Origin of the sequence: Pseudolactococcus hodotermopsidis (assembly GCF_011170085.1) — a bacterium.
Lineage (GTDB): Bacteria > Bacillota > Bacilli > Lactobacillales > Streptococcaceae > Pseudolactococcus > Pseudolactococcus hodotermopsidis.
The window spans coordinates 1-18,266 of sequence record NZ_BLLI01000010.1; the positions used below are offsets into that span (position 1 = coordinate 1).

Annotated in this window: 14 protein-coding genes and 1 pseudogene; 13 read left to right on the forward strand and 2 right to left on the reverse strand. The window is 39.2% G+C overall.

Going from position 1 to position 18,266, the window contains the following annotated elements; all coding sequences use genetic code 11:
- Positions 1-349 precede the first annotated feature (349 nt).
- The 9 genes and pseudogenes from Hs30E_RS02815 to Hs30E_RS02855 form a co-directional block, all read left to right on the forward strand.
- A complete protein-coding gene (locus Hs30E_RS02815; RefSeq protein WP_172207789.1) occupies positions 350-1,186 on the forward strand; it encodes a VanW family protein in 837 nt (278 codons plus the stop codon).
- A 1-nt stretch (position 1,187) separates the two neighbouring features.
- Positions 1,188-1,889: a tRNA (adenosine(37)-N6)-threonylcarbamoyltransferase complex dimerization subunit type 1 TsaB gene (gene tsaB, locus Hs30E_RS02820; protein WP_172207791.1), complete on the forward strand. Its 702-nt coding sequence runs from the start codon at positions 1,188-1,190 to the stop codon at positions 1,887-1,889.
- A complete protein-coding gene (gene rimI, locus Hs30E_RS02825) occupies positions 1,852-2,403 on the forward strand; it encodes a ribosomal protein S18-alanine N-acetyltransferase (protein WP_228461976.1) in 552 nt (183 codons plus the stop codon). Before tsaB ends, rimI (Hs30E_RS02825) begins: the two co-directional genes overlap by 38 nt.
- Complete coding sequence (gene rimI / locus Hs30E_RS02830; protein WP_172207792.1) at positions 2,400-2,855, forward strand: ribosomal protein S18-alanine N-acetyltransferase; 456 nt, start codon at positions 2,400-2,402, stop codon at positions 2,853-2,855. Before rimI (Hs30E_RS02825) ends, rimI (Hs30E_RS02830) begins: the two co-directional genes overlap by 4 nt.
- A gap of 83 nt (positions 2,856-2,938) precedes the next feature.
- Positions 2,939-3,952, forward strand: coding sequence for a tRNA (adenosine(37)-N6)-threonylcarbamoyltransferase complex transferase subunit TsaD (gene tsaD, locus Hs30E_RS02835; RefSeq protein WP_172207794.1), 1,014 nt, complete (start codon positions 2,939-2,941; stop codon positions 3,950-3,952).
- A 51-nt stretch (positions 3,953-4,003) separates the two neighbouring features.
- Positions 4,004-4,921 carry an ROK family protein gene (locus Hs30E_RS02840; RefSeq protein ID WP_172207795.1) on the forward strand — a complete coding sequence of 306 codons (918 nt, stop codon included), beginning with the start codon at positions 4,004-4,006 and terminating at the stop codon, positions 4,919-4,921.
- A gap of 259 nt (positions 4,922-5,180) precedes the next feature.
- On the forward strand, positions 5,181-7,409 hold the full coding sequence (locus Hs30E_RS02845; RefSeq protein ID WP_172207796.1) for an ATP-dependent Clp protease ATP-binding subunit: 2,229 nt from the start codon (positions 5,181-5,183) through the stop codon (positions 7,407-7,409).
- 306 nt (positions 7,410-7,715) lie between these two features.
- On the forward strand, positions 7,716-9,017 hold the full coding sequence (locus tag Hs30E_RS02850; RefSeq protein WP_172207798.1) for an ATP-binding protein: 1,302 nt from the start codon (positions 7,716-7,718) through the stop codon (positions 9,015-9,017).
- Between the two features lie 7 nt (positions 9,018-9,024).
- Positions 9,025-9,213 (forward strand): annotated as a pseudogene (locus Hs30E_RS02855) (cell filamentation protein Fic); the annotation flags it as partial.
- Positions 9,214-9,239: 26 nt separating this feature from the next.
- Here the strand turns inward: Hs30E_RS02855 and Hs30E_RS02860 are convergent.
- Both Hs30E_RS02860 and def read right to left on the reverse strand, forming a co-directional pair.
- The gene (locus Hs30E_RS02860) at positions 9,240-11,102 is read right to left on the reverse strand and encodes a DUF4435 domain-containing protein (RefSeq protein ID WP_172207800.1); all 1,863 of its coding nucleotides are present in this window, start codon (positions 11,100-11,102) and stop codon (positions 9,240-9,242) included.
- Positions 11,103-11,194: 92 nt separating this feature from the next.
- Positions 11,195-11,815: a peptide deformylase gene (gene def, locus Hs30E_RS02865; RefSeq protein ID WP_172207801.1), complete on the reverse strand. Its 621-nt coding sequence runs from the start codon at positions 11,813-11,815 to the stop codon at positions 11,195-11,197.
- 76 nt (positions 11,816-11,891) lie between these two features.
- Between def and uvrB the strand changes: the two genes are divergently transcribed.
- From uvrB to mprF, 4 genes are all read left to right on the forward strand, one after another.
- On the forward strand, positions 11,892-13,880 hold the full coding sequence (gene uvrB / locus Hs30E_RS02870; RefSeq protein WP_172207803.1) for an excinuclease ABC subunit UvrB: 1,989 nt from the start codon (positions 11,892-11,894) through the stop codon (positions 13,878-13,880).
- A gap of 192 nt (positions 13,881-14,072) precedes the next feature.
- Positions 14,073-14,885 (forward strand): transporter substrate-binding domain-containing protein, encoded by an 813-nt coding sequence (locus Hs30E_RS02875; protein ID WP_172207804.1) that lies wholly within the window; start codon positions 14,073-14,075, stop codon positions 14,883-14,885.
- A 104-nt stretch (positions 14,886-14,989) separates the two neighbouring features.
- A complete protein-coding gene (locus tag Hs30E_RS02880) occupies positions 14,990-15,685 on the forward strand; it encodes an alpha/beta fold hydrolase (RefSeq protein ID WP_172207805.1) in 696 nt (231 codons plus the stop codon).
- A gap of 1 nt (position 15,686) precedes the next feature.
- Positions 15,687-18,236, forward strand: coding sequence for a bifunctional lysylphosphatidylglycerol flippase/synthetase MprF (mprF, locus tag Hs30E_RS02885; RefSeq protein WP_172207806.1), 2,550 nt, complete (start codon positions 15,687-15,689; stop codon positions 18,234-18,236).
- The last annotated feature ends 30 nt before the right edge of the window (positions 18,237-18,266 follow it).

The window sequence follows — 18,266 nt, forward strand, 5'->3', positions numbered from 1 at the left end:
CATAACAATGATTAGCACATCGCAAAGAGGATAAGCAACATAACTTTGGTCTCGTAAATCTTCAATAACCGTAAATTTTTCTTTAATTGTCATTTTCAGCTCCATAACGAAAGTTTAACAGATTTTTATGAAAATTAAAGCGGTTAGGGAAATAATCGTCTGAAATAGCTATTTAACTTGTGAAATTTCGGAATTTGTCGGATAAATTAAATTTATGAAATGACCGTGTGTTATAATGAAATATAGTTGAAATTAAACTGTATTTATCATAAAATGGTAGTAGTTGCAATAATACGGTGGCGTAACCGTAGGGACATAAAAATATTTTAGGATAGAGTATGTAATATAAATGGGAAGAAAATTATTTTGTGAATTAAATCCGCTAACTTATAAAATCTCACTGGAAAAGGAAAGATTTAAAAAGAATTTAGTCAATACATTTTCAAACTTGACATTTGCCAAGACAAAAAGTCAGGTGCTTTTGCCTGTTGTTATCAAAAAACACAAATCGCTTATTCGTCGAAAACTTGGCAATGTTGATTTACATTTACAGGAAAATAAAGCCAGATCTCTTTCAATCGCAACACCAAAAGTTAGTCATATTTTAATTAAACCAGGCGAGACTTTCTCCTTTTGGTATTTAGTTGGGCGAATTACTCGGAGAAAAGGCTATTTGGAGGGTGTGACGATTTCAAATGGTCGTCCTACGGCTGATGTTGGTGGTGGCATGTGTCAGTTTACCAATTTGCTACATTGGCTTATTTTACATACGGATTTGGCGATTGTTGAGCATCATCATCACAATGGTTTGGATTTATTTCCTGATTTTAAACGTCAAATACCATTTGGAACAGGTACATCAATCGTCTATAACTATCTTGATTATCGCTTTAAAAACACAACTTCTAAAACTTATCAGCTCGTTGTTGAGACGACTGATGAGTATCTTGTTGGTGAGATTCGGGCGACTGCGCCGCTTGCGATAAAAGTCCACATTCGTGAAGAAGAGGCTTATTTTTATGAAAATGCTGGTAATATGATGCGACATAACAAGATATATAAAAAGACGATTGACAAGCGAACAGGTAACACCATTTCCGATGAATTGCTTTTAGAAAATCATGCCAAGGTCATGTATGATTCGGCTTTGATTGATCAAACGAAAATACAGGTAAAAAAGAAATAAGATGAAAATATTAGCTTTTGATACGTCAAGTCAAGCGCTTTCTGTTGCTTTGACGGAAAATGGCAATTTACTCGGGAAGATTGATGTGACGATTAAGAAAAATCACAGCATAACTTTAATGCCGGCTATTGATTTTCTGATGGCAAATATCGGCTTAACACCGCAAGAGTTGGATAGAATTGCCGTTGCCAAAGGTCCCGGTAGCTATACAGGATTGCGGATTGCGGTAACGACAGCAAAAACATTAGCCAGTACGCTTGGCATTGACCTTGTTGGTGTATCAAGTCTGGCTGCAATTGCGAGAAATGCTGATGTTTCAGGAAAAATTGTTCCTTTGATGGATGCGCGTCGTCAAAATGTTTATGCGGGTGTTTATGAGCATGGTATGGCAATTAAAAAAGACTGTCACACGGCACTTTCAGAGTTATTAGACAGTTTAAAAAATGAAGCTGACATCACATTTACAGGAGAAGTTGCGCCATTTCGTGAGTTAATTTCACAGGAATTGCCACAGGCAAAATTTATTGAAAATTCTGAGCGCCGATTGCCTAACGCCTTTCAAATTGCGCGCATAGGCGCAGTTGGCGAAATAGCAGATGTGGATACATTTGTGCCAAATTATCTGAAAAAAGTTGAAGCAGAAGAAAAATGGTTGGAGACTCACGATGAAAGCACTGATACGCGATATATTCAAAAAATTTGAGGTAAGCGATTTTCGCAGGTATCGCACTTTTGATGAGGTTGATCTTGATGTCGTGATTAATAACGCGCTTTACCGAATATCTGAAAGCGCTGATATTGTCAATTTTCTGGCGATTGAGCGTGATGTTTATGCAGGCGACACGCCTTGGACTTTCTCACATTTTGAGTATGAGATTACGACGGATCGGCTTGCGGTTTTCCTGACAGCTGAAGCTAGTGGGAGAATCGTTGGTTTCATTGGCGCTCGCGTGATTCCTGATAAAAATTCAGTGCATTTGTCAAATCTAGCGGTTGCGACCGCTTTTCAAAAGCAAGGTATTGGCTCAAATCTAGTTAAAACGGTGGCTGAACTTATGCGACATTTGGGCATTGACACGATGAGTTTGGAGGTCAAACGGGATAATTTGGCGGCGCAAGCCATGTACCGTAAGCTCGGTTTTTCGACCACTGAAATCTTACCTGATTACTATGATAACAAGCTTGACGGACTTTGGATGGTTAAAAAATTAAAATGATAACAATTAGACAAGCCAATTTTCTGACAGACTGTTTTCGTGATGTTGCGGTAGACATTCAGGTGATTTTAGCCGATGTTTACACTACTGCACCTTGGACATTTGAGCAAACTTTTGCTGATATGTTGAAAGAAGAAACGACTTATTTCTTAGCTTTTTCTGATGAAAAAATGGTCGGTTTTTTGGCATTATCGCAAATCATGGACGAAACGGAAATCACCAATATCGCTGTCAAACAGGCGTATCAAGGTCGCGGCATTGCTAGTTTGTTGCTATCGCAACTGGCAGAATTTGACGGAAAAATCTTCTTAGAAGTCCGAAAATCCAATCTTTCAGCACAGAAATTGTATAAAAAATTTGGCTTTCAAGTCTATCATATCCGCAAAAATTATTACCAAAATCCGCCAGAAAATGCAGTTTTAATGAAAAGGAGTAGCCAACCCAACGCCTAAGCGATAAATCGCAAAGGCACGTTGTGCCTAGCAACTTCCTTAAACTGACGCGACTACGTCGCTCAATCGCTAAAGGAGTAGCCATGACAGATAAATACATACTAGCATTCGAGACATCTTGCGACGAAACAAGTGTTGCCGTGCTTAAAAATGATGATGAGTTGCTCAGCAATATCATTGCCAGTCAAATTGAGAGCCACAAGCGTTTTGGCGGTGTTGTGCCTGAGGTGGCGAGCCGTCATCATGTTGAGGTGATAACGACCTGCGTGACTGAGGCCTTGCGCGAGGCGCAGATTTCAGCGCAGGATCTGACGGCGGTTGCTGTGACTGAGGGACCGGGGCTTGTCGGCGCGCTCCTTGTCGGTGTGGCGGCTGCCAAGGCCTTTGCGTGGGCGCACAATTTGCCGCTTATCCCTGTCAACCACATGGCTGGACATCTTTGGGCGGCGCGAAATGTACGAGAACTCGAATTTCCCTTGCTTGCATTGCTAGTGAGTGGTGGGCATACAGAACTCGTCTATGTGAAAGCGCCAAGCGATTATAAAATTGTTGGTGAAACGCGAGATGATGCAGTTGGCGAGGCATATGACAAAGTTGGCCGTGTGATGAATTTGACTTACCCCGCGGGTAAGGAGATTGATGCGTTAGCGCATCAAGGTAATGACGTGTTCAATTTCCCGCGTGCCATGATGAAACACGATGACCCAGCGCTCGAATTTAGCTTTTCAGGACTCAAATCTGCTTTCATTAACACTGTCCATAATGCTGATCAAAAAGGCGATGCACTTGATAATAAAGATTTGTCAGCCAGTTTTCAAGCGGCTGTGTTAGACGTTTTACTAGCAAAAACGAAAATAGCACTTGCTGAATTTCCCGTGAAAATGCTTGTTGTCGCAGGCGGTGTCGCAGCTAATCAGGGCTTACGTGAACGTTTGGCGACGGAAATAACAGATATTCCTGTTGTTATTCCACCATTACGTTTGTGTGGCGATAATGCAGGCATGATTGCCTATGCTAGCGTTTGCGAATTCAATCATGGCAATTTTGCGGACTTATCCTTGAATGCGCGACCGAGTTTGAGTTTTGAGGCGATTTAAAAGGCATTTTGTCATTGATTGGAAAAGTTGTTTTAGATTAAGGAGATTAAAATGACATATTACATAGGTTTCGATATTGGTGGAACAACTGTTAAATATGGTCTTATCACTGAATCGGGTGAAATTGTTGAAAAAGGTTTGTTTGCGACAACGCCAGATGATGGCGATTTGATTGTGTCAAATATGGCGGCGCAAATCAGTAAATTTCAAGAAATATATGAGATTAAAAGTGTGGGTATCAGTGTACCTGGGATTGTTCGAGCTGACGGCTATATGGTAACAGGCGGTGCGATTAAACCTTTTTATGATATAAATCTAAAAGAAAAATGTGAGCAAGTCTTTGCTTTGCCAGTTATTGTGCGAAACGATGCCAACTGTGCGGCGATTGCTGAACATTGGATTGGCAATGCGCAAGGTGTTGAAAACTATATCGCGATTGTACTCGGAACGGCTGTGGGCTGTGGCATTATCATCAATCATAAAATCTATCAAGGTGCGCATGGTGCAGCTGGCGAAGCAGGGTGGACGATGCAGTATCCACTTGATTATTCGCATAATTTGGAGCAAGAGTCGTGGAATTTCACGAGCGGTGTTGTGCTTGGTCTCTATAAACGCTATGAAAAAGCTAGTGGTAAGGCAGTAAGTGATGCGCGTGTGATTTTAGATTTGGCGCGAAATGGGGATGACATCGCTGTTCAAGTCATGAATCAATACTATGATGATGTGGCAAAAGGTTTGCTCAATCTGATTGCTACTTTTGATCCTGAAGTGCTACTTTTAGGCGGTGGTATTTCTGCTAATGAAGAATTTATAAGTAATTTGTCTGCCAGAATTGATAAGATTAAGAAAAATCATAAGACTTTAAACAAATTGACGGGAATCACAGTTGCAGAGGTTAAGCCATGTTATTTGCGTAATGATGCAGGGCTGATTGGGGCGGTTTATGAAGCAATGATGGAATTTAAGTAGATGATATAATTTGTGTATTTTAGGGGTCACATCAATCTGATGTGTCTTTTATTTTTTTGTTGGCAAAATTACGATTGGAACAAGCAAATTAGTTGAATTTATATTAAAATATAGATATAATAGAATCAAAGGTCAGGAATGGTCAAAGTTTAATCTGACTTTTTAAAAAATTAGTTGTTTTCAATTCCTTGCGTTTTCGCTTAATTTTCTAAAACGCAAGATAGACGATTCAATATCTTAAAATAAAGGAGTGACGCTTATGCTCTGTCAAAATTGTCAATTAAATGAGGCGACGATTCATCTTTTTACAAGTGTGAATGGTCATAAACAATCGAATAATCTGTGTCAAAATTGCTATCAAATCATGAAATCTGGTGGGCGCGAGAAACTTTTTGGCGAAAAAAATGAAAGTCATCAAAACTACAATCCTTTTGATGATTTGTTTGGGACGTTAAAAAATGATTTGAATCGGGCGAGTGGTCGTCCTGAAAATAATGTGCCACCGACTCAAGCAGGTCGTGGCAATGGGGGAGGTCGTCCGCCGCGTGGTCGTGGGCAATCAAATAGTCTGCTTGATGAATTTGGTTTTAACGTCACTGAAAGTGCGCGCAAGGGAGAAATTGATCCTGTTATCGGACGTGACGAGGAAATTGTTCGTGTGATTGAAATTCTTAATCGGCGAACGAAAAATAATCCTGTTCTTATCGGTGAACCTGGTGTTGGTAAGACGGCTGTTGTTGAGGGGTTGGCACAGAAAATCGTAGACGGCGATGTGCCGCAAAAATTGCAAAATAAGGAAGTTATTCGCCTTGATGTTGTGAGTTTGGTGCAAGGGACTGGCATTCGTGGGCAATTTGAGGAACGCATGCAGAAGTTAATGAAGGAAATTACAGCACGCAAGGATGTGATTCTCTTTATTGATGAAATTCATGAGATTGTTGGTGCTGGCTCGGCTGGCGATGGCAATATGGATGCGGGAAATATCTTGAAACCTGCGCTTGCTCGTGGTGAGTTGCAACTTGTCGGTGCAACGACATTGAATGAGTACCGCATTATCGAAAAAGATGCGGCGCTCGAACGTCGGATGCAGCCTGTCAAGGTGGATGAGCCGTCTGTCGATGAGACGATTACCATTCTCAAGGGGATTCAAAAACGTTACGAAGATTTTCATCACGTCAAATATACAGATGCGGCGCTTGAACAGGCAGCGATTTTGTCAAATCGTTATATTCAGGATCGTTTTTTACCTGATAAGGCGATTGATTTGTTGGATGAATCTGGTTCTAAGAAAAATCTGACTTTGAAATTTGTTGATCCGCAAGATATTGCTGAGCGAATTCAAAAGGCTGAGGAGGCTAAAAATGAGGCATTGCGGTCTGAAGATTTTGAAAAAGCAGCACATTTTCGCGATCAAATTGCCAAATTACGCGAATTATCCAAACAAGAATTGACGGACGAGGATACGCCTGTGATTACTGAAAAGGATATTGAGGCAATCATTGAAGAAAAAACGCAGATTCCTGTGGGCGATTTGAAGGAAAAAGAGCAAACGCAGTTAATCAATCTGGCAGCTGATCTTAAAGCTCACGTTATTGGGCAGGATGAGGCGATTGACAAGATTTCTAAGGCGGTTCGGCGCAATCGTGTCGGGCTTGGTAAGGCAAATCGACCGATTGGGAGCTTTATGTTTGTTGGGCCAACTGGGGTCGGGAAAACTGAGCTTGCTAAGCAATTGGCGCTGGAGCTTTTTGGTAGCGAGGACAGCATGATTCGCTTTGATATGAGCGAGTATATGGAAAAACATAGTGTGGCGAAGTTGATTGGTGCGCCTCCGGGCTATGTTGGCTATGATGAGGCGGGGCAATTAACTGAGAAAGTCCGCCGCAATCCTTACTCGCTGATTTTGCTAGATGAGATTGAAAAAGCACATCCCGATGTGATGCACATGTTCTTGCAGATTTTGGATGATGGTCGCTTGACGGATGCGCAAGGGCGCACGATTAGCTTTAAGGACACGATTATTATCATGACCTCAAATGCTGGGACTGGTAAGGCTGAGGCAAATGTTGGCTTTGGTGCAGCGCGTGAAGGGACGACAAATTCTGTTCTCGGTCAATTGGGCGATTTCTTTAGTCCTGAGTTTATGAACCGTTTTGACGGCATTATCGAATTCAAGGCGTTGAGTAAGGCAAATCTGCTGACAATCGTTGATTTGATGCTGGCTGATGTTAATCGGCAGATTGCGCGCAATGACATTCATCTTGAGGTAACACAAGCAGTTAAGGAAAAATTAGTTGACTTGGGTTATGATCCGAAAATGGGCGCTCGTCCTTTACGACGGACGATTCAAGATAACATTGAGGATGCCATTGCTGATTTCTATATTGAAAATCCTGAGTATAAAGATTTGGTCGCTGAATTGGTTGATGATGCGATTGTGATTGTTAATCGGGTTGTTGAAGAAACAGCAGTTGCTGCTGATGAGTGAGTTGATTGATATTTCGTGGCGTATGAAGTTTTTCATGGGAATTTCAAGAAAACGACAAGTTTCAAATTTAAGTGCCAAAATTGGCATTTGTCTACAAACCGAAAGATTAGTTAATTATAAATAAAAGAATCGCATAAAATCAACGTTTAAAAAACGTATTTTATGTGATTTTCTTATTATTTTGGCTTTTGTTTCATTCTCTTTTTCTTTTATCTATGATTTTCTTGAAAGTATTTTGATTTTATGTGTTGAAAAATTGAAATTCAATCTAAAAAATGGTATCATTAAATCGAAAGTGGTAATAATATGAAACGTGATTTTGATGAAGTTGTTGCGAAATGGTATGCGAGCGAGACACGAAAACCTTTGATGGTTGTCGGTGTTCGACAGATTGGTAAGACTTATTTATTGGATCGATTTTGTCGTGCGACAAATCGGGACTATTTATTTTTTAATCTTGATCGGGATGCGGAAATTGTTGCAATTTTTGAGGAGACGATTGATCCTAAAAAGATTATTAGACGGTTGGAGCTGTTACTTCGTAAGAAAATTAATGTGGCGCAGACGATTTTCTTTTTTGATGAGGTTCAAGTTTCAGAGCGTTTTATTGCTGCTTTGAAATATTTTAATGAGTCATCGGAAAATTATAAGATTGTTTGTGCGGGCAGTCTTTTGGGCGTTAAGATTAATCGCTTTGAGTCATCATTTCCTGTTGGGAAAGTTCAGATTGAGCATATGCACCCGCTTTCTTTTAAGGAATTTATGTTAGCGTGTGATGAGGAAAGACTGTTAGAAGAGATTCAAAATGCTTTCGAGCTTGATTTGAAGTTGCCTCAAATGTTGCACGACCATGCTTTAGAGCGGTATCGGGAGTATCTATGTGTGGGAGGGATGCCCGAGTCTGTCAAGAATTTTCTTGAAAATAATCAGGATATTTTGCTGTATGATGTGAGTATTTTGCGGTTGATTACGCAGATGTATTTGGCGGATATGAATAAATACACGACTAATAAGTTTGAGACGAATAAGATTGAGTTGACGTATCAACGGATGATAGCGCAACTTGCTCAAAAGGAGTCGCGGAAGTTTAAGTATAATTTGGTAGATAAACATGCAAGTAAGCGAGATTATTACTCGGCTATTTCTTGGCTTTTGTCTAGTGAGATGTTGATTGATGTGACTAAAATCACGAGAGTTGAGATGCCGCTGAAAGCTTATGTTGATCCCAATGCCTTTAAGTTATATTTGAGTGATGTGGGCTTGTTGGTTAGTCAGTCGGAGTTGCTACTACCTGATGTGATTTTGGATAAACCTTATCTTTTCAAGGGTGCGATTACTGAAAATTATGTGGCTTGTGAATTTAAAGTTAAGGGAATTTCGAGATATTATTGGACGAGTGGCAATCGTGCTGAGGTTGATTTTTTGTTATATAATCAAGACGGGATTATTCCTGTTGAGGTCAAGGCAAGCGCTAATACGCGCAGTAAGTCTTTGAATGTGTATACGGAGAAATATTCCCCTAACTATGCGATTCGTATTTCTAGTAAGCATTTTGGCTTTGAAAATGGGATTAAGTCAGTGCCTTTGTATGCGGTTTGGTGTATTTGAGAAGAGTCGTTTGTTGGTAAATTTGGAGTTGATGAAAACAGGCTTACCACCTATTGATATTAAGTTTACGGATAGACTAAGTTACTATGATGCTTTTGATGAATTTCATGTTAAGCATAATTTGCTTGCCATACAAAAATTATTTGCTGGTTATGTCATTGAGCGGTTGGATGAGTATTTGGTTATTTTGGATTAGTGGTGTTAAAATTTTTTTGGTAATGATTACTCGGATGAGAGGTCAAAAAAATCAGAGAAGTATTTATTTTTAATTGTATTTTGTAATGCTAGATTTTCCTTTAGCTGATTCTTTGCTTTATTCTCAAAATTTGCATCAATTGAGCTATTAGCAATACCACCAAGAATTTCGTTATGTTCTAATGTACAAATTTGGAGCATACTTTCGTAATTATTTGTTTCTAATATATCAGAAATTTTCTTTTTAAACTTTGTTTCCTCTGTGGATAAAACAGAGAAAAGAGATTTTAATTCTTCAATATTTTGGTCTAAGGGAATTTTCGTATCGTAACCTCTGTCTGATAATGTTTGCTCAAAAATTTTCTTAATTCTTCTTTGAATAATTAAGTCTTGTTTGTCTGATAACAGTGTCTGAAATTTTGTTTTAAACTCATTAATTTTAGTACTAATTTCAGGTTCAGGAAAATTGTTGCTTAACACTGCTTTAAAAATAGCTTCATCACATAACATCATTTCAATTTCTAGAAATTTGGTAGTAAAAACAAAATCATTTCTTAATCGCTCTTGTTCATCGTCAGTTCTTAAATCATTATCAATAATGCCATATGCTTTATTAGAAAATATACTATTTTGATCATTATATGCTTTTACATACCGATGAACGTTTAGACAATTTCCAACAGGAATGACCGTTAAATTTGGAAATAAAACAGAATACATAGCATAATCAAGGCTATGTTTCTCCCCTTCACAAAAAATAACATCTTTTTTAACCCCTGTTAATTCAACAAGTAGCTCTTTTGGAAATAAGTTGGTGCTCTCGTTTTCAAGTAAATCTAATGTCCAATTGTCTGGAAATATGAAACCTTTACACCAAATAAAATCAACATCTACACGACTCTCAATAAAATCAATTCTGTGTGAGATATAGATAAATCTACAATCTGCTCTAAGCTGTTCAAGTTCATTCCATAAGCGATTATATATTGAAGTATTCAGATACATTTCTGGTTCATCGATAATAATTGTTGCATTAGGAACAGCTAATAAAACTTGAATGATATAGTAAATTATAACTTTTTCACCGTCACTCATTTGATCAATAGTATATGGTTGGTTATTTTTGATAGGAATAATTTGTTTTAGGATAGTATCAGGTTTATCGAAACTTATATCTGGTATTATTTTCTCATATAAAGTTTTGAACTTAAAGAAAATATTATCAGTATCATCATCTTTTTTAATCTGACCGTAATAGGCTTTTTGTATATCTTTATCAGACTCGTTTACTAAGGCAGTTATTAATTTTTGGAAGAAGAACCTTTCTTCTAGGTTATCGGATTTAACATCTTTCCTAGATAGTTCATTTTGAATACTCTTACGATCCATTGCATGATCGTAATTTACATCTGATGAAAATAGATTTTTACGTGCGGGAATGACGGCTATTCCGTTACTACCTCCTTTTTTAAAGAAATTAGCTAATGAAGATTTTCCGCTACCATTTCCTCCAATAATTACAGCATTTTTTTCACCATCAATAGGAACTAAATATCTCAATTGTTTTAATTGATCATTTATCGAAGATAATTGATTGAGTGAACTGTTTGGGTAGTGTTCTGGAAGAGGTTCGTTAGAATCGTGATAAAATCTAAAATTTCGAAGGATATTTGTAAATAAATTTTGGATATTATTTGAAAATTGCTTTTTATTTTCAATAACGTCAATTAAATCTTGATAGTTTCTGTTAAATTTTTCAAGTTGATTATGGAATTTATTTTCGTCGTCATTTTTCCAATCGATTCCATCTGTCTTTATTTGACTTTGGAATTTATCAATGTGTTCTTTAATCTCACTTAAAATTGACAGTAATGTTTCTTTTGTATTCATAAATTGTTCCTTTTGATTAGCGTGTTTCTCTAAAATAATACTTTACGAATTGAAAAAAATTTCCGAAGTTTAAAATACTTCAGAAATTCCCCCTACTCAATAATCAACATCCCATCCCTAACCCCAAAAGGATTCTTCTCATCAATCCGATCATAAAACATAACACCATTTGTATGATCAATCTCATGTTGCACAACCATGGCATCGTAGCCTTTCAGCTTGAGTCGCTGTTTATCGCCATTTTTGTCAAAATAGTCAACAGTTACGCGCGCATGACGAACAACATAACCTTGCACCTCACGGTCAACAGACAGACAGCCCTCACCGTCAGCAAGCGCAGCATCTTGAACAGAATGGCTGACGATTTTAGCATTATACATAATGGTTGCTAAGCTATAAGCCTCGTTGGCTTTTTCAGCCTCATCCTCAGTCTCAAATTCCTTTGGCACCAAGCAAGCAATGATTTTTTTAGACACATCAAGCTGTGGTGCGGCTAGCCCCACACCACCACGGAGACCCATTTTTTCCGCCATGACAGGATCTTGCGAATGTCGCAAAAATGCCAGCATTTTTTCACCGAGAATAATATCGTCGTCATGCAAAGGGAGCGCCACATCAGCGGCAACCTCGCGCAAAGTCGGGTTTCCCTCGCGGATAATATCAGCCATGTCAATCAAATGACTGGCTTTGATTAAATTTTCTTGTCTTGTCATGATTACCTCTTGTTATCATATATAATATACAACTATTATACCACAAAATTATCCTCAAAAATGGTAAAATGAACCTATGATAGAAAAAGACACGACTAAAAAATTTGAATTGATTTCTAAATATTCGCCGTCTGGCGATCAGCCACAAGCCATTGAAGAATTGTGTGAGGGCATTGAAAATGGCGAGAAAGCGCAGATTTTGCTAGGGGCGACAGGGACAGGAAAGACGTATACGATGAGCCAAGTGATTGCGCGGGAAAATAAACCAACGCTTGTTATCGCGCACAATAAAACGCTTGCAGGTCAGCTTTACGGCGAGTTTAAGGAGTTTTTTCCGAACAATGCGGTGGAATACTTCGTTTCCTACTATGACTACTTTCAGCCTGAGGCTTACGTGCCGTCGACGGATACCTATATCGAGAAAGATTCGGCGATTAACGAGGAAATTGACAAGCTCCGTCATAGCGCGACGAGTTCGCTTTTGGAGCGCAATGACGTGATTGTCGTCGCCTCCGTCAGCTGTATTTACGGCTTGGGGAATCCCAAGGAATATGCCGATAGTGTCGTGAGTTTGCGACCTAACATGGCGATTTCACGCGATCAGTTGCTCAATAATTTGGTTGATATTCAGTTTGAGCGCAATGACATTGACTTTCAACGTGGCAAATTCCGCGTGCGTGGCGATGTGGTGGAGATTTTTCCTGCCTCTCGTGATGAGAATGCCTTTCGTGTGGAATTTTTCGGTGATGAAATTGAGCGAATTAGAGAAATTGAGGCACTGACGGGGCATGTTCTTGGCGAAGTTGAGCATTTGGCGATTTTCCCTGCGACTCACTTTGTGACAAATGATGAACATTTGGCGCATTCCATTGCAACGATTGAGGCTGAGCTTGAAAATCAGCTGAAAATTTTCAACGAAGAAGGCAAGCTATTGGAGGCACAGCGTTTGGAACAGCGGACGAATTATGACCTCGAAATGTTGCGTGAAATGGGTTATACCAATGGTGTTGAGAATTATTCTCGGCATATGGACGGGCGCTCTGAGGGCGAGCCACCTTACACGCTAATGGACTTTTTCCCTGACGATTTTTTAATCATGGTGGACGAGAGCCATATGACCATGGGGCAGATTAAGGGCATGTATAACGGCGACCGCTCGCGTAAGGAAATGTTGGTTAATTATGGTTTTCGACTGCCTAGTGCGCTAGATAATCGCCCTTTGCGCCGTGAGGAGTTTGAGAGTCACGTTCATCAGATTGTCTATGTGTCGGCGACTCCTGGTGATTATGAGTTGACACAAACAGACACGATTGTTGAGCAGATTATTCGACCGACTGGTTTGCTTGATCCGATTGTTGAAGTCCGTCCGATTATGGGGCAGATTGATGACCTCTTGGGCGAGATAAATGCGCGTTCTGAGCGAAATGAACGAACTTTTGTCACAACATTGACCAAAAAAATGGCGGAAGATTTGACCAATTACCTTAAAGAAATGGGTGTCAAGGTCAAATATATGCACTCGGACATCAAAACGCTTGAGCGAACGGAGATTCTGCGCGATTTGCGACTGGGTGTGTTTGACGTGCTGATTGGGATTAATCTGCTCCGTGAGGGAATTGACGTGCCAGAAGTGTCGCTTGTTGCCATTCTTGATGCGGATAAGGAAGGTTTTCTGCGTAATGAACGTGGCTTGATTCAGACGATTGGTCGGGCGGCGCGAAATGCGGATGGGCGCGTGATTATGTATGCCGACAAAATGACCGATTCGATGAAAAAAGCGATCGACGAAACAGCTCGGCGGCGTGAGGTGCAAGAGGCATATAATGCAGCACACGGCATTACGCCAACAACGATTATCAAGGAAATTCGCGACAAGATTGGCATGACTCGGCTTGCGGATAATGGAGAAGAAGTCACGATTGATTATGAGATGATGAACCGCAAGGAACGCAAAGCCACTGTTAAGAAATTGACACAGCAGATGAATGAGGCTGCTGGTAATTTAGATTATGAATTGGCTGCGCAAATCCGCGATATGATTTTGGAGATTAAGGCGATTGACTAAGCAGACTGATGACAGAGTATCAAGACCCAGACTTGTTTGCTCAGTTGTTGGCAAATGTTGAATTTGACGCTATTAACATCAAAGAAACGGAAAATTGGCTTTATTTTCGAGCGGAATAAAAGCGCTTGACATTACCAGTAAATATTGTATAATTATACTTGTGAAGAAGTAAATATACAAAAGGAAAATCAAATGAAATTGAAAAAAGTAGTTTTGGGTTTTGTCGCATTGACAGCAGTTGTTGCTTTGTCGGCTTGTGGGTCGTCATCTTCTAAGAAAGATAGTCTTGAGAAAATCAAGGAAAAAGGGACGTTGGTTGTGGCTTTGAGTCCTGATTATGCGCCATTTGAGTTTCAAATGCTTGAAAATGGTAAAAATGAAATTGTCGGCTCTGACGTTGATTTGGCAAATGAAATCGCTAAAGAATTGGGTGTTAAAGTAAAAATTGAGGCGATGGATTTTAACAATGTGCTTGCAAGTGTGACAAGTGGCAAGGCAGACATTGCGATTTCAAGCATTTCAGTTGACCCTGATCGGGCGAATGCTTATGATTTCTCAGATAGCTATTATACAGCGCAAAATGTTATCGTCGTGAAGAAAGAAAATCTTGCTAAATTGACAGCTATCACTGATTTTAAGGATAAAAAAATCGCAGCGCAAAAAGGTTCTGTCCAAGAAAAAGTGGCAAATGAGCAACTCAAAGATGCTTCGCTTGTTGCCTTGGTCAAAACTGGACAAGCAATCAATGAGCTGAAAAATGGCACGGTTGAGGGTGTGGTTTTAGAAGAGCCGATTGCTAAGTCATACATTGCGGCAAATCCTGATTTGGTCTTGGCTGACATCAAGTTGGACTCATCAGATACAGATAGTTATTCAGTTGCTATGCCGAAAAAATCTGATGCCCTCAAAAAAGAAATTGACAAGGTTATCAAAAAATTAAAAGAAACTGATGCCATTAACAAGTCAGTTGAGAAAAATTTTGAGTTGGCGCAAGAAGCCAAGTAAGGAAAAATAAATTTCATCTGTTATCTCGGGTGAAATTTTTATTTTTCTCAGTTTTCCTTTCATAAATTCTATTAAAAATGTTATAATATCAAAAAGGAGTGATAATGCACGAGGAAAAATGTTTGAAAATGGTAGATGGGACTGAAATTTTTTATGAAATTTTTGGCAGTGGTTTTCCCTTGATTTTATTGCATGGCAATGGTCAGTCAGGGGATATTTTCCACGCACAAGTGCCTAGTTTTCAACGTTTTTTCAAGTGTTTTGTCATTGATAGTCGCAATCATGGGCGCAGTAATAATCGCAGTCGTTATTTAGATTTTGCAATGATGGCGCGTGATGTGATAGCGATTATGGATGCACAAAAGATTGATAGGGCGCATATTTTAGGCTTTAGTGACGGTGCCAATATTGCGATGTTTTTAGCGACACGCTATCCCAATCGTGTTGGGAAATTGATTTTGAATGCGGGAAATTTGACGGTTGACGGCATGACTTGGCTATCCCGTGTTACCTCTCGATTAGAAGTTATTTTAGCACGATTTTTTAAGCGGAATTTATCAATTAAGAAGTTGTTGGTGCATGATATTGGGCTTGAAAAGGCTGAATTGACTGAGATTTTAAGTCCTACCCTTGTATTAGTTGGGCAGTTTGATTTGATAAAACGGCAACATTCTCAAGAAATCGCAACTTTGATTCCGCATGCTAGATTTTTAGTTGAAAAAGGTGTCGGGCATTTATTTTATAAGCGCCAACCTGTGCGCTATAATCAGGTGATTTTGGGATTTTTATTAGGAGAATAAAATGATAAAATGGTTTAAAGAACGCATTAAATATTTCAAATATATCTTTATCATGGCGGCTGTGGTGCTGGTTATGACGGAGTTATTTACGATTTCTAAGCATTTGTCGGGGCAGCAGCTGAGACAGATTTTTTCTGATATGCCATTATGGCAACCATTTGTGATTATTTTGCTTGGTTTACTTGCCATTTTACCGATGATTGGTTACGATTTGGTGCTGAATCGTTTGATTGATAATCAGCCGAAAAAACGTTTTTTGTTCGAGACGAGTTGGCTGATTAACACGATAAATAATTTGATTGGTTTTGGTGGTATTTTTACGATTGGTTTTCGTTCGAGTATCTATGGCAAGGGAAAAGATAATAAGAAAGTCTTGAGTACGATTTCGCAGATTTTCCTCTTTTCTGGCGCTGGTTTGTCAATTTTTAGTCTTATTTCGTTGATTTTGTCGCTGAATGGTCAGCTGAATCATTTTGTGTCACAATATTGGATTTGGTTTTTGGGTGGCACTTGCTATTTTCCCATTGTTTTAATTGCGACAAGTGTCAAGAAAGACGGCTTTTTAGGTGGTGTTGACCTAAAAAATAAGCTATTATTGCTTGTTATTTCGACTTTAGAATGGTTGGGTGTGCTATTATCATTTTGTGTTACTGGTGTTTTACTTGGGGTCAAAGTATCGTCGCTTGAAATTTCGGCTTTGTTTGTTGCGGCGATGATTATTGGTGTTGTGTCAATGATTCCAGGGGCTTTAGGGAGTTTTGATGTCATGATGTTCCTAGGTCTCTCTCATCTTGGGATTGATTCGGAGATAATTGGCGCTTGGATTTTGCTTTTTCGTGTGGCATATTATTTTGTACCATTTATTATTGGTGTAATATTTGCTGTGAAAAATCTAGGTGGCTCATTTAATGCTAAATATCATGATGTCCCACGTCATTTAATTGATGAAATTGGGCATAAGATTGCTTATTATTTGTTGTATTTATCAGGAATTTTACTTGTTTTGTCGGCAACGGTGCCTGAATTTTTCTCTAGTCTTAAATGGCTGAGTAAGATTAGTCCGTGGTCGGAGCATATTGTGGCAGAATTTCCTAAAGTTGTGTTGGGATTCTTGTTGATTGCAATGGGGCGTGCCTTGGCAAATAAGGTAGAGCGTGCTTTTTTACCAACGCTTATTTTGGAAATCATTGTGCTGATTTATATTATTTGGGATGATTTTTCTTGGTATGGTATCTTATTTTATCTGCTTGTCTTACTTTTGACGGTTGTTACCAAGTCTCAACTTTATCGCAAACAGCTTGTTTTCTCATTGGAATCGCTGGTTCGTGACGGTTTCATGTATTTTGTTTTGATTACAATTTATTTGGGAATTGGCGTTTATAATAGTCCGATTTCGATTTTTCATCCGCATAAAAAAATGGTGCATGAATTTTTGTTATTTCCCTCGTTTCGTGTCTGGTTGACTGGATTTATTGCGATTGTTGCTGTGATTGCGCTTGATTATGCCCTGATTCATTACCTTAAAGGCACTAAAGAGACGGTTGGTGAAAAAGCGGATTATGCGCGTATTGCCAAGGTTCTCACGACTTATGGTGGCAATACGGAGAGTCAGCTTGTTTATTTGGGCGACAAGGATATGTTTATGTACCAAAATCAGGCAGGCGAGGACACCGTTTTTCTCCAGTTTGAAGCCTATCATGACAAGGTGGTTGTTATGGGCGAACCGTCTGGGAAGCGGATAGATTTTAAGGATGCTTTGGCTTGTTTTGTCAAAACCTGTGATTTGTATGGTTATTCTCCTGTTTTTTATGAGGTCATGGAGCAAGAAACTTTAGCATTGCACGAGTATGGCTACAACTTTATCAAGGTTGGCGAGGAGGCACATGTGCATTTGGCGGACTTTACCTTGGAAGGCAAGAAACACAAGAATCATCGGGCGATTGTCAATCGTTTTGAGCGTGACGGTTATCGTTTGGAAATGCTTGAGACACCATTTTCTAAAGAAGTTTTAGCGGAAATGCGGCTGATTTCGGATGAATGGTTGAATGGTCGCAAGGAAATGGGCTTTTCACTAGGCTATTTTGATGAGGCTTATATCAGTCGTGCGCCTATTGCTGTGGTTAAAAATAATGATGAGAAAATTGTGGCGTTTGCAACGATTATGCACTCTTATACGCAAGAAGTGGTAACGATTGATTTGATGCGTTATTCATCTGAAGCACCGAGCGGTGTTATGGACTTTTTATTCTTATCCTTGTTTGCTCACTTACGAGAGGCTGGTTTTGCCGAGTTTGATTTGGGGATGGCGCCTTTGTCAAATGTTGGCATTTATCAGCAAAGTAATACTTATGAGCGAGTGGCAAACTTGATTTATCAGTTTGGTAATAAAATCTACTCATTTCAAGGTTTGCGTTCTTATAAGGATAAGTATGCGGATGCTTGGATACCGCGCTATATAGCCTATCCTAAAACAAATTATATTTTATTCGTTATTTTGGCTCTGCTGATGATTAATAATAAACCTGTCGAGCTGGAAAATGATTCGCTGTAAACAATGACTCTTGAGTGGAGATTGGAAAAT

Coding starts and splice junctions, on each gene's coding strand:
- def (WP_172207801.1), bottom strand. CDS start 11,815: ATGACAAGACAAGAAAATTTAATCAAAGCCAGTCATTTGATTGACATG.
- tsaB (WP_172207791.1), top strand. CDS start 1,188: ATGAAAATATTAGCTTTTGATACGTCAAGTCAAGCGCTTTCTGTTGCT.
- Hs30E_RS02880 (WP_172207805.1), top strand. CDS start 14,990: ATGCACGAGGAAAAATGTTTGAAAATGGTAGATGGGACTGAAATTTTT.
- Hs30E_RS02840 (WP_172207795.1), top strand. CDS start 4,004: ATGACATATTACATAGGTTTCGATATTGGTGGAACAACTGTTAAATAT.
- uvrB (WP_172207803.1), top strand. CDS start 11,892: ATGATAGAAAAAGACACGACTAAAAAATTTGAATTGATTTCTAAATAT.
- Hs30E_RS02815 (WP_172207789.1), top strand. CDS start 350: ATGGGAAGAAAATTATTTTGTGAATTAAATCCGCTAACTTATAAAATC.
- Hs30E_RS02860 (WP_172207800.1), bottom strand. CDS start 11,102: ATGAATACAAAAGAAACATTACTGTCAATTTTAAGTGAGATTAAAGAA.
- rimI (WP_172207792.1), top strand. CDS start 2,400: ATGATAACAATTAGACAAGCCAATTTTCTGACAGACTGTTTTCGTGAT.
- rimI (WP_228461976.1), top strand. CDS start 1,852: ATGAAAGCACTGATACGCGATATATTCAAAAAATTTGAGGTAAGCGAT.
- mprF (WP_172207806.1), top strand. CDS start 15,687: ATGATAAAATGGTTTAAAGAACGCATTAAATATTTCAAATATATCTTT.
- Hs30E_RS02875 (WP_172207804.1), top strand. CDS start 14,073: ATGAAATTGAAAAAAGTAGTTTTGGGTTTTGTCGCATTGACAGCAGTT.
- Hs30E_RS02850 (WP_172207798.1), top strand. CDS start 7,716: ATGAAACGTGATTTTGATGAAGTTGTTGCGAAATGGTATGCGAGCGAG.
- tsaD (WP_172207794.1), top strand. CDS start 2,939: ATGACAGATAAATACATACTAGCATTCGAGACATCTTGCGACGAAACA.
- Hs30E_RS02845 (WP_172207796.1), top strand. CDS start 5,181: ATGCTCTGTCAAAATTGTCAATTAAATGAGGCGACGATTCATCTTTTT.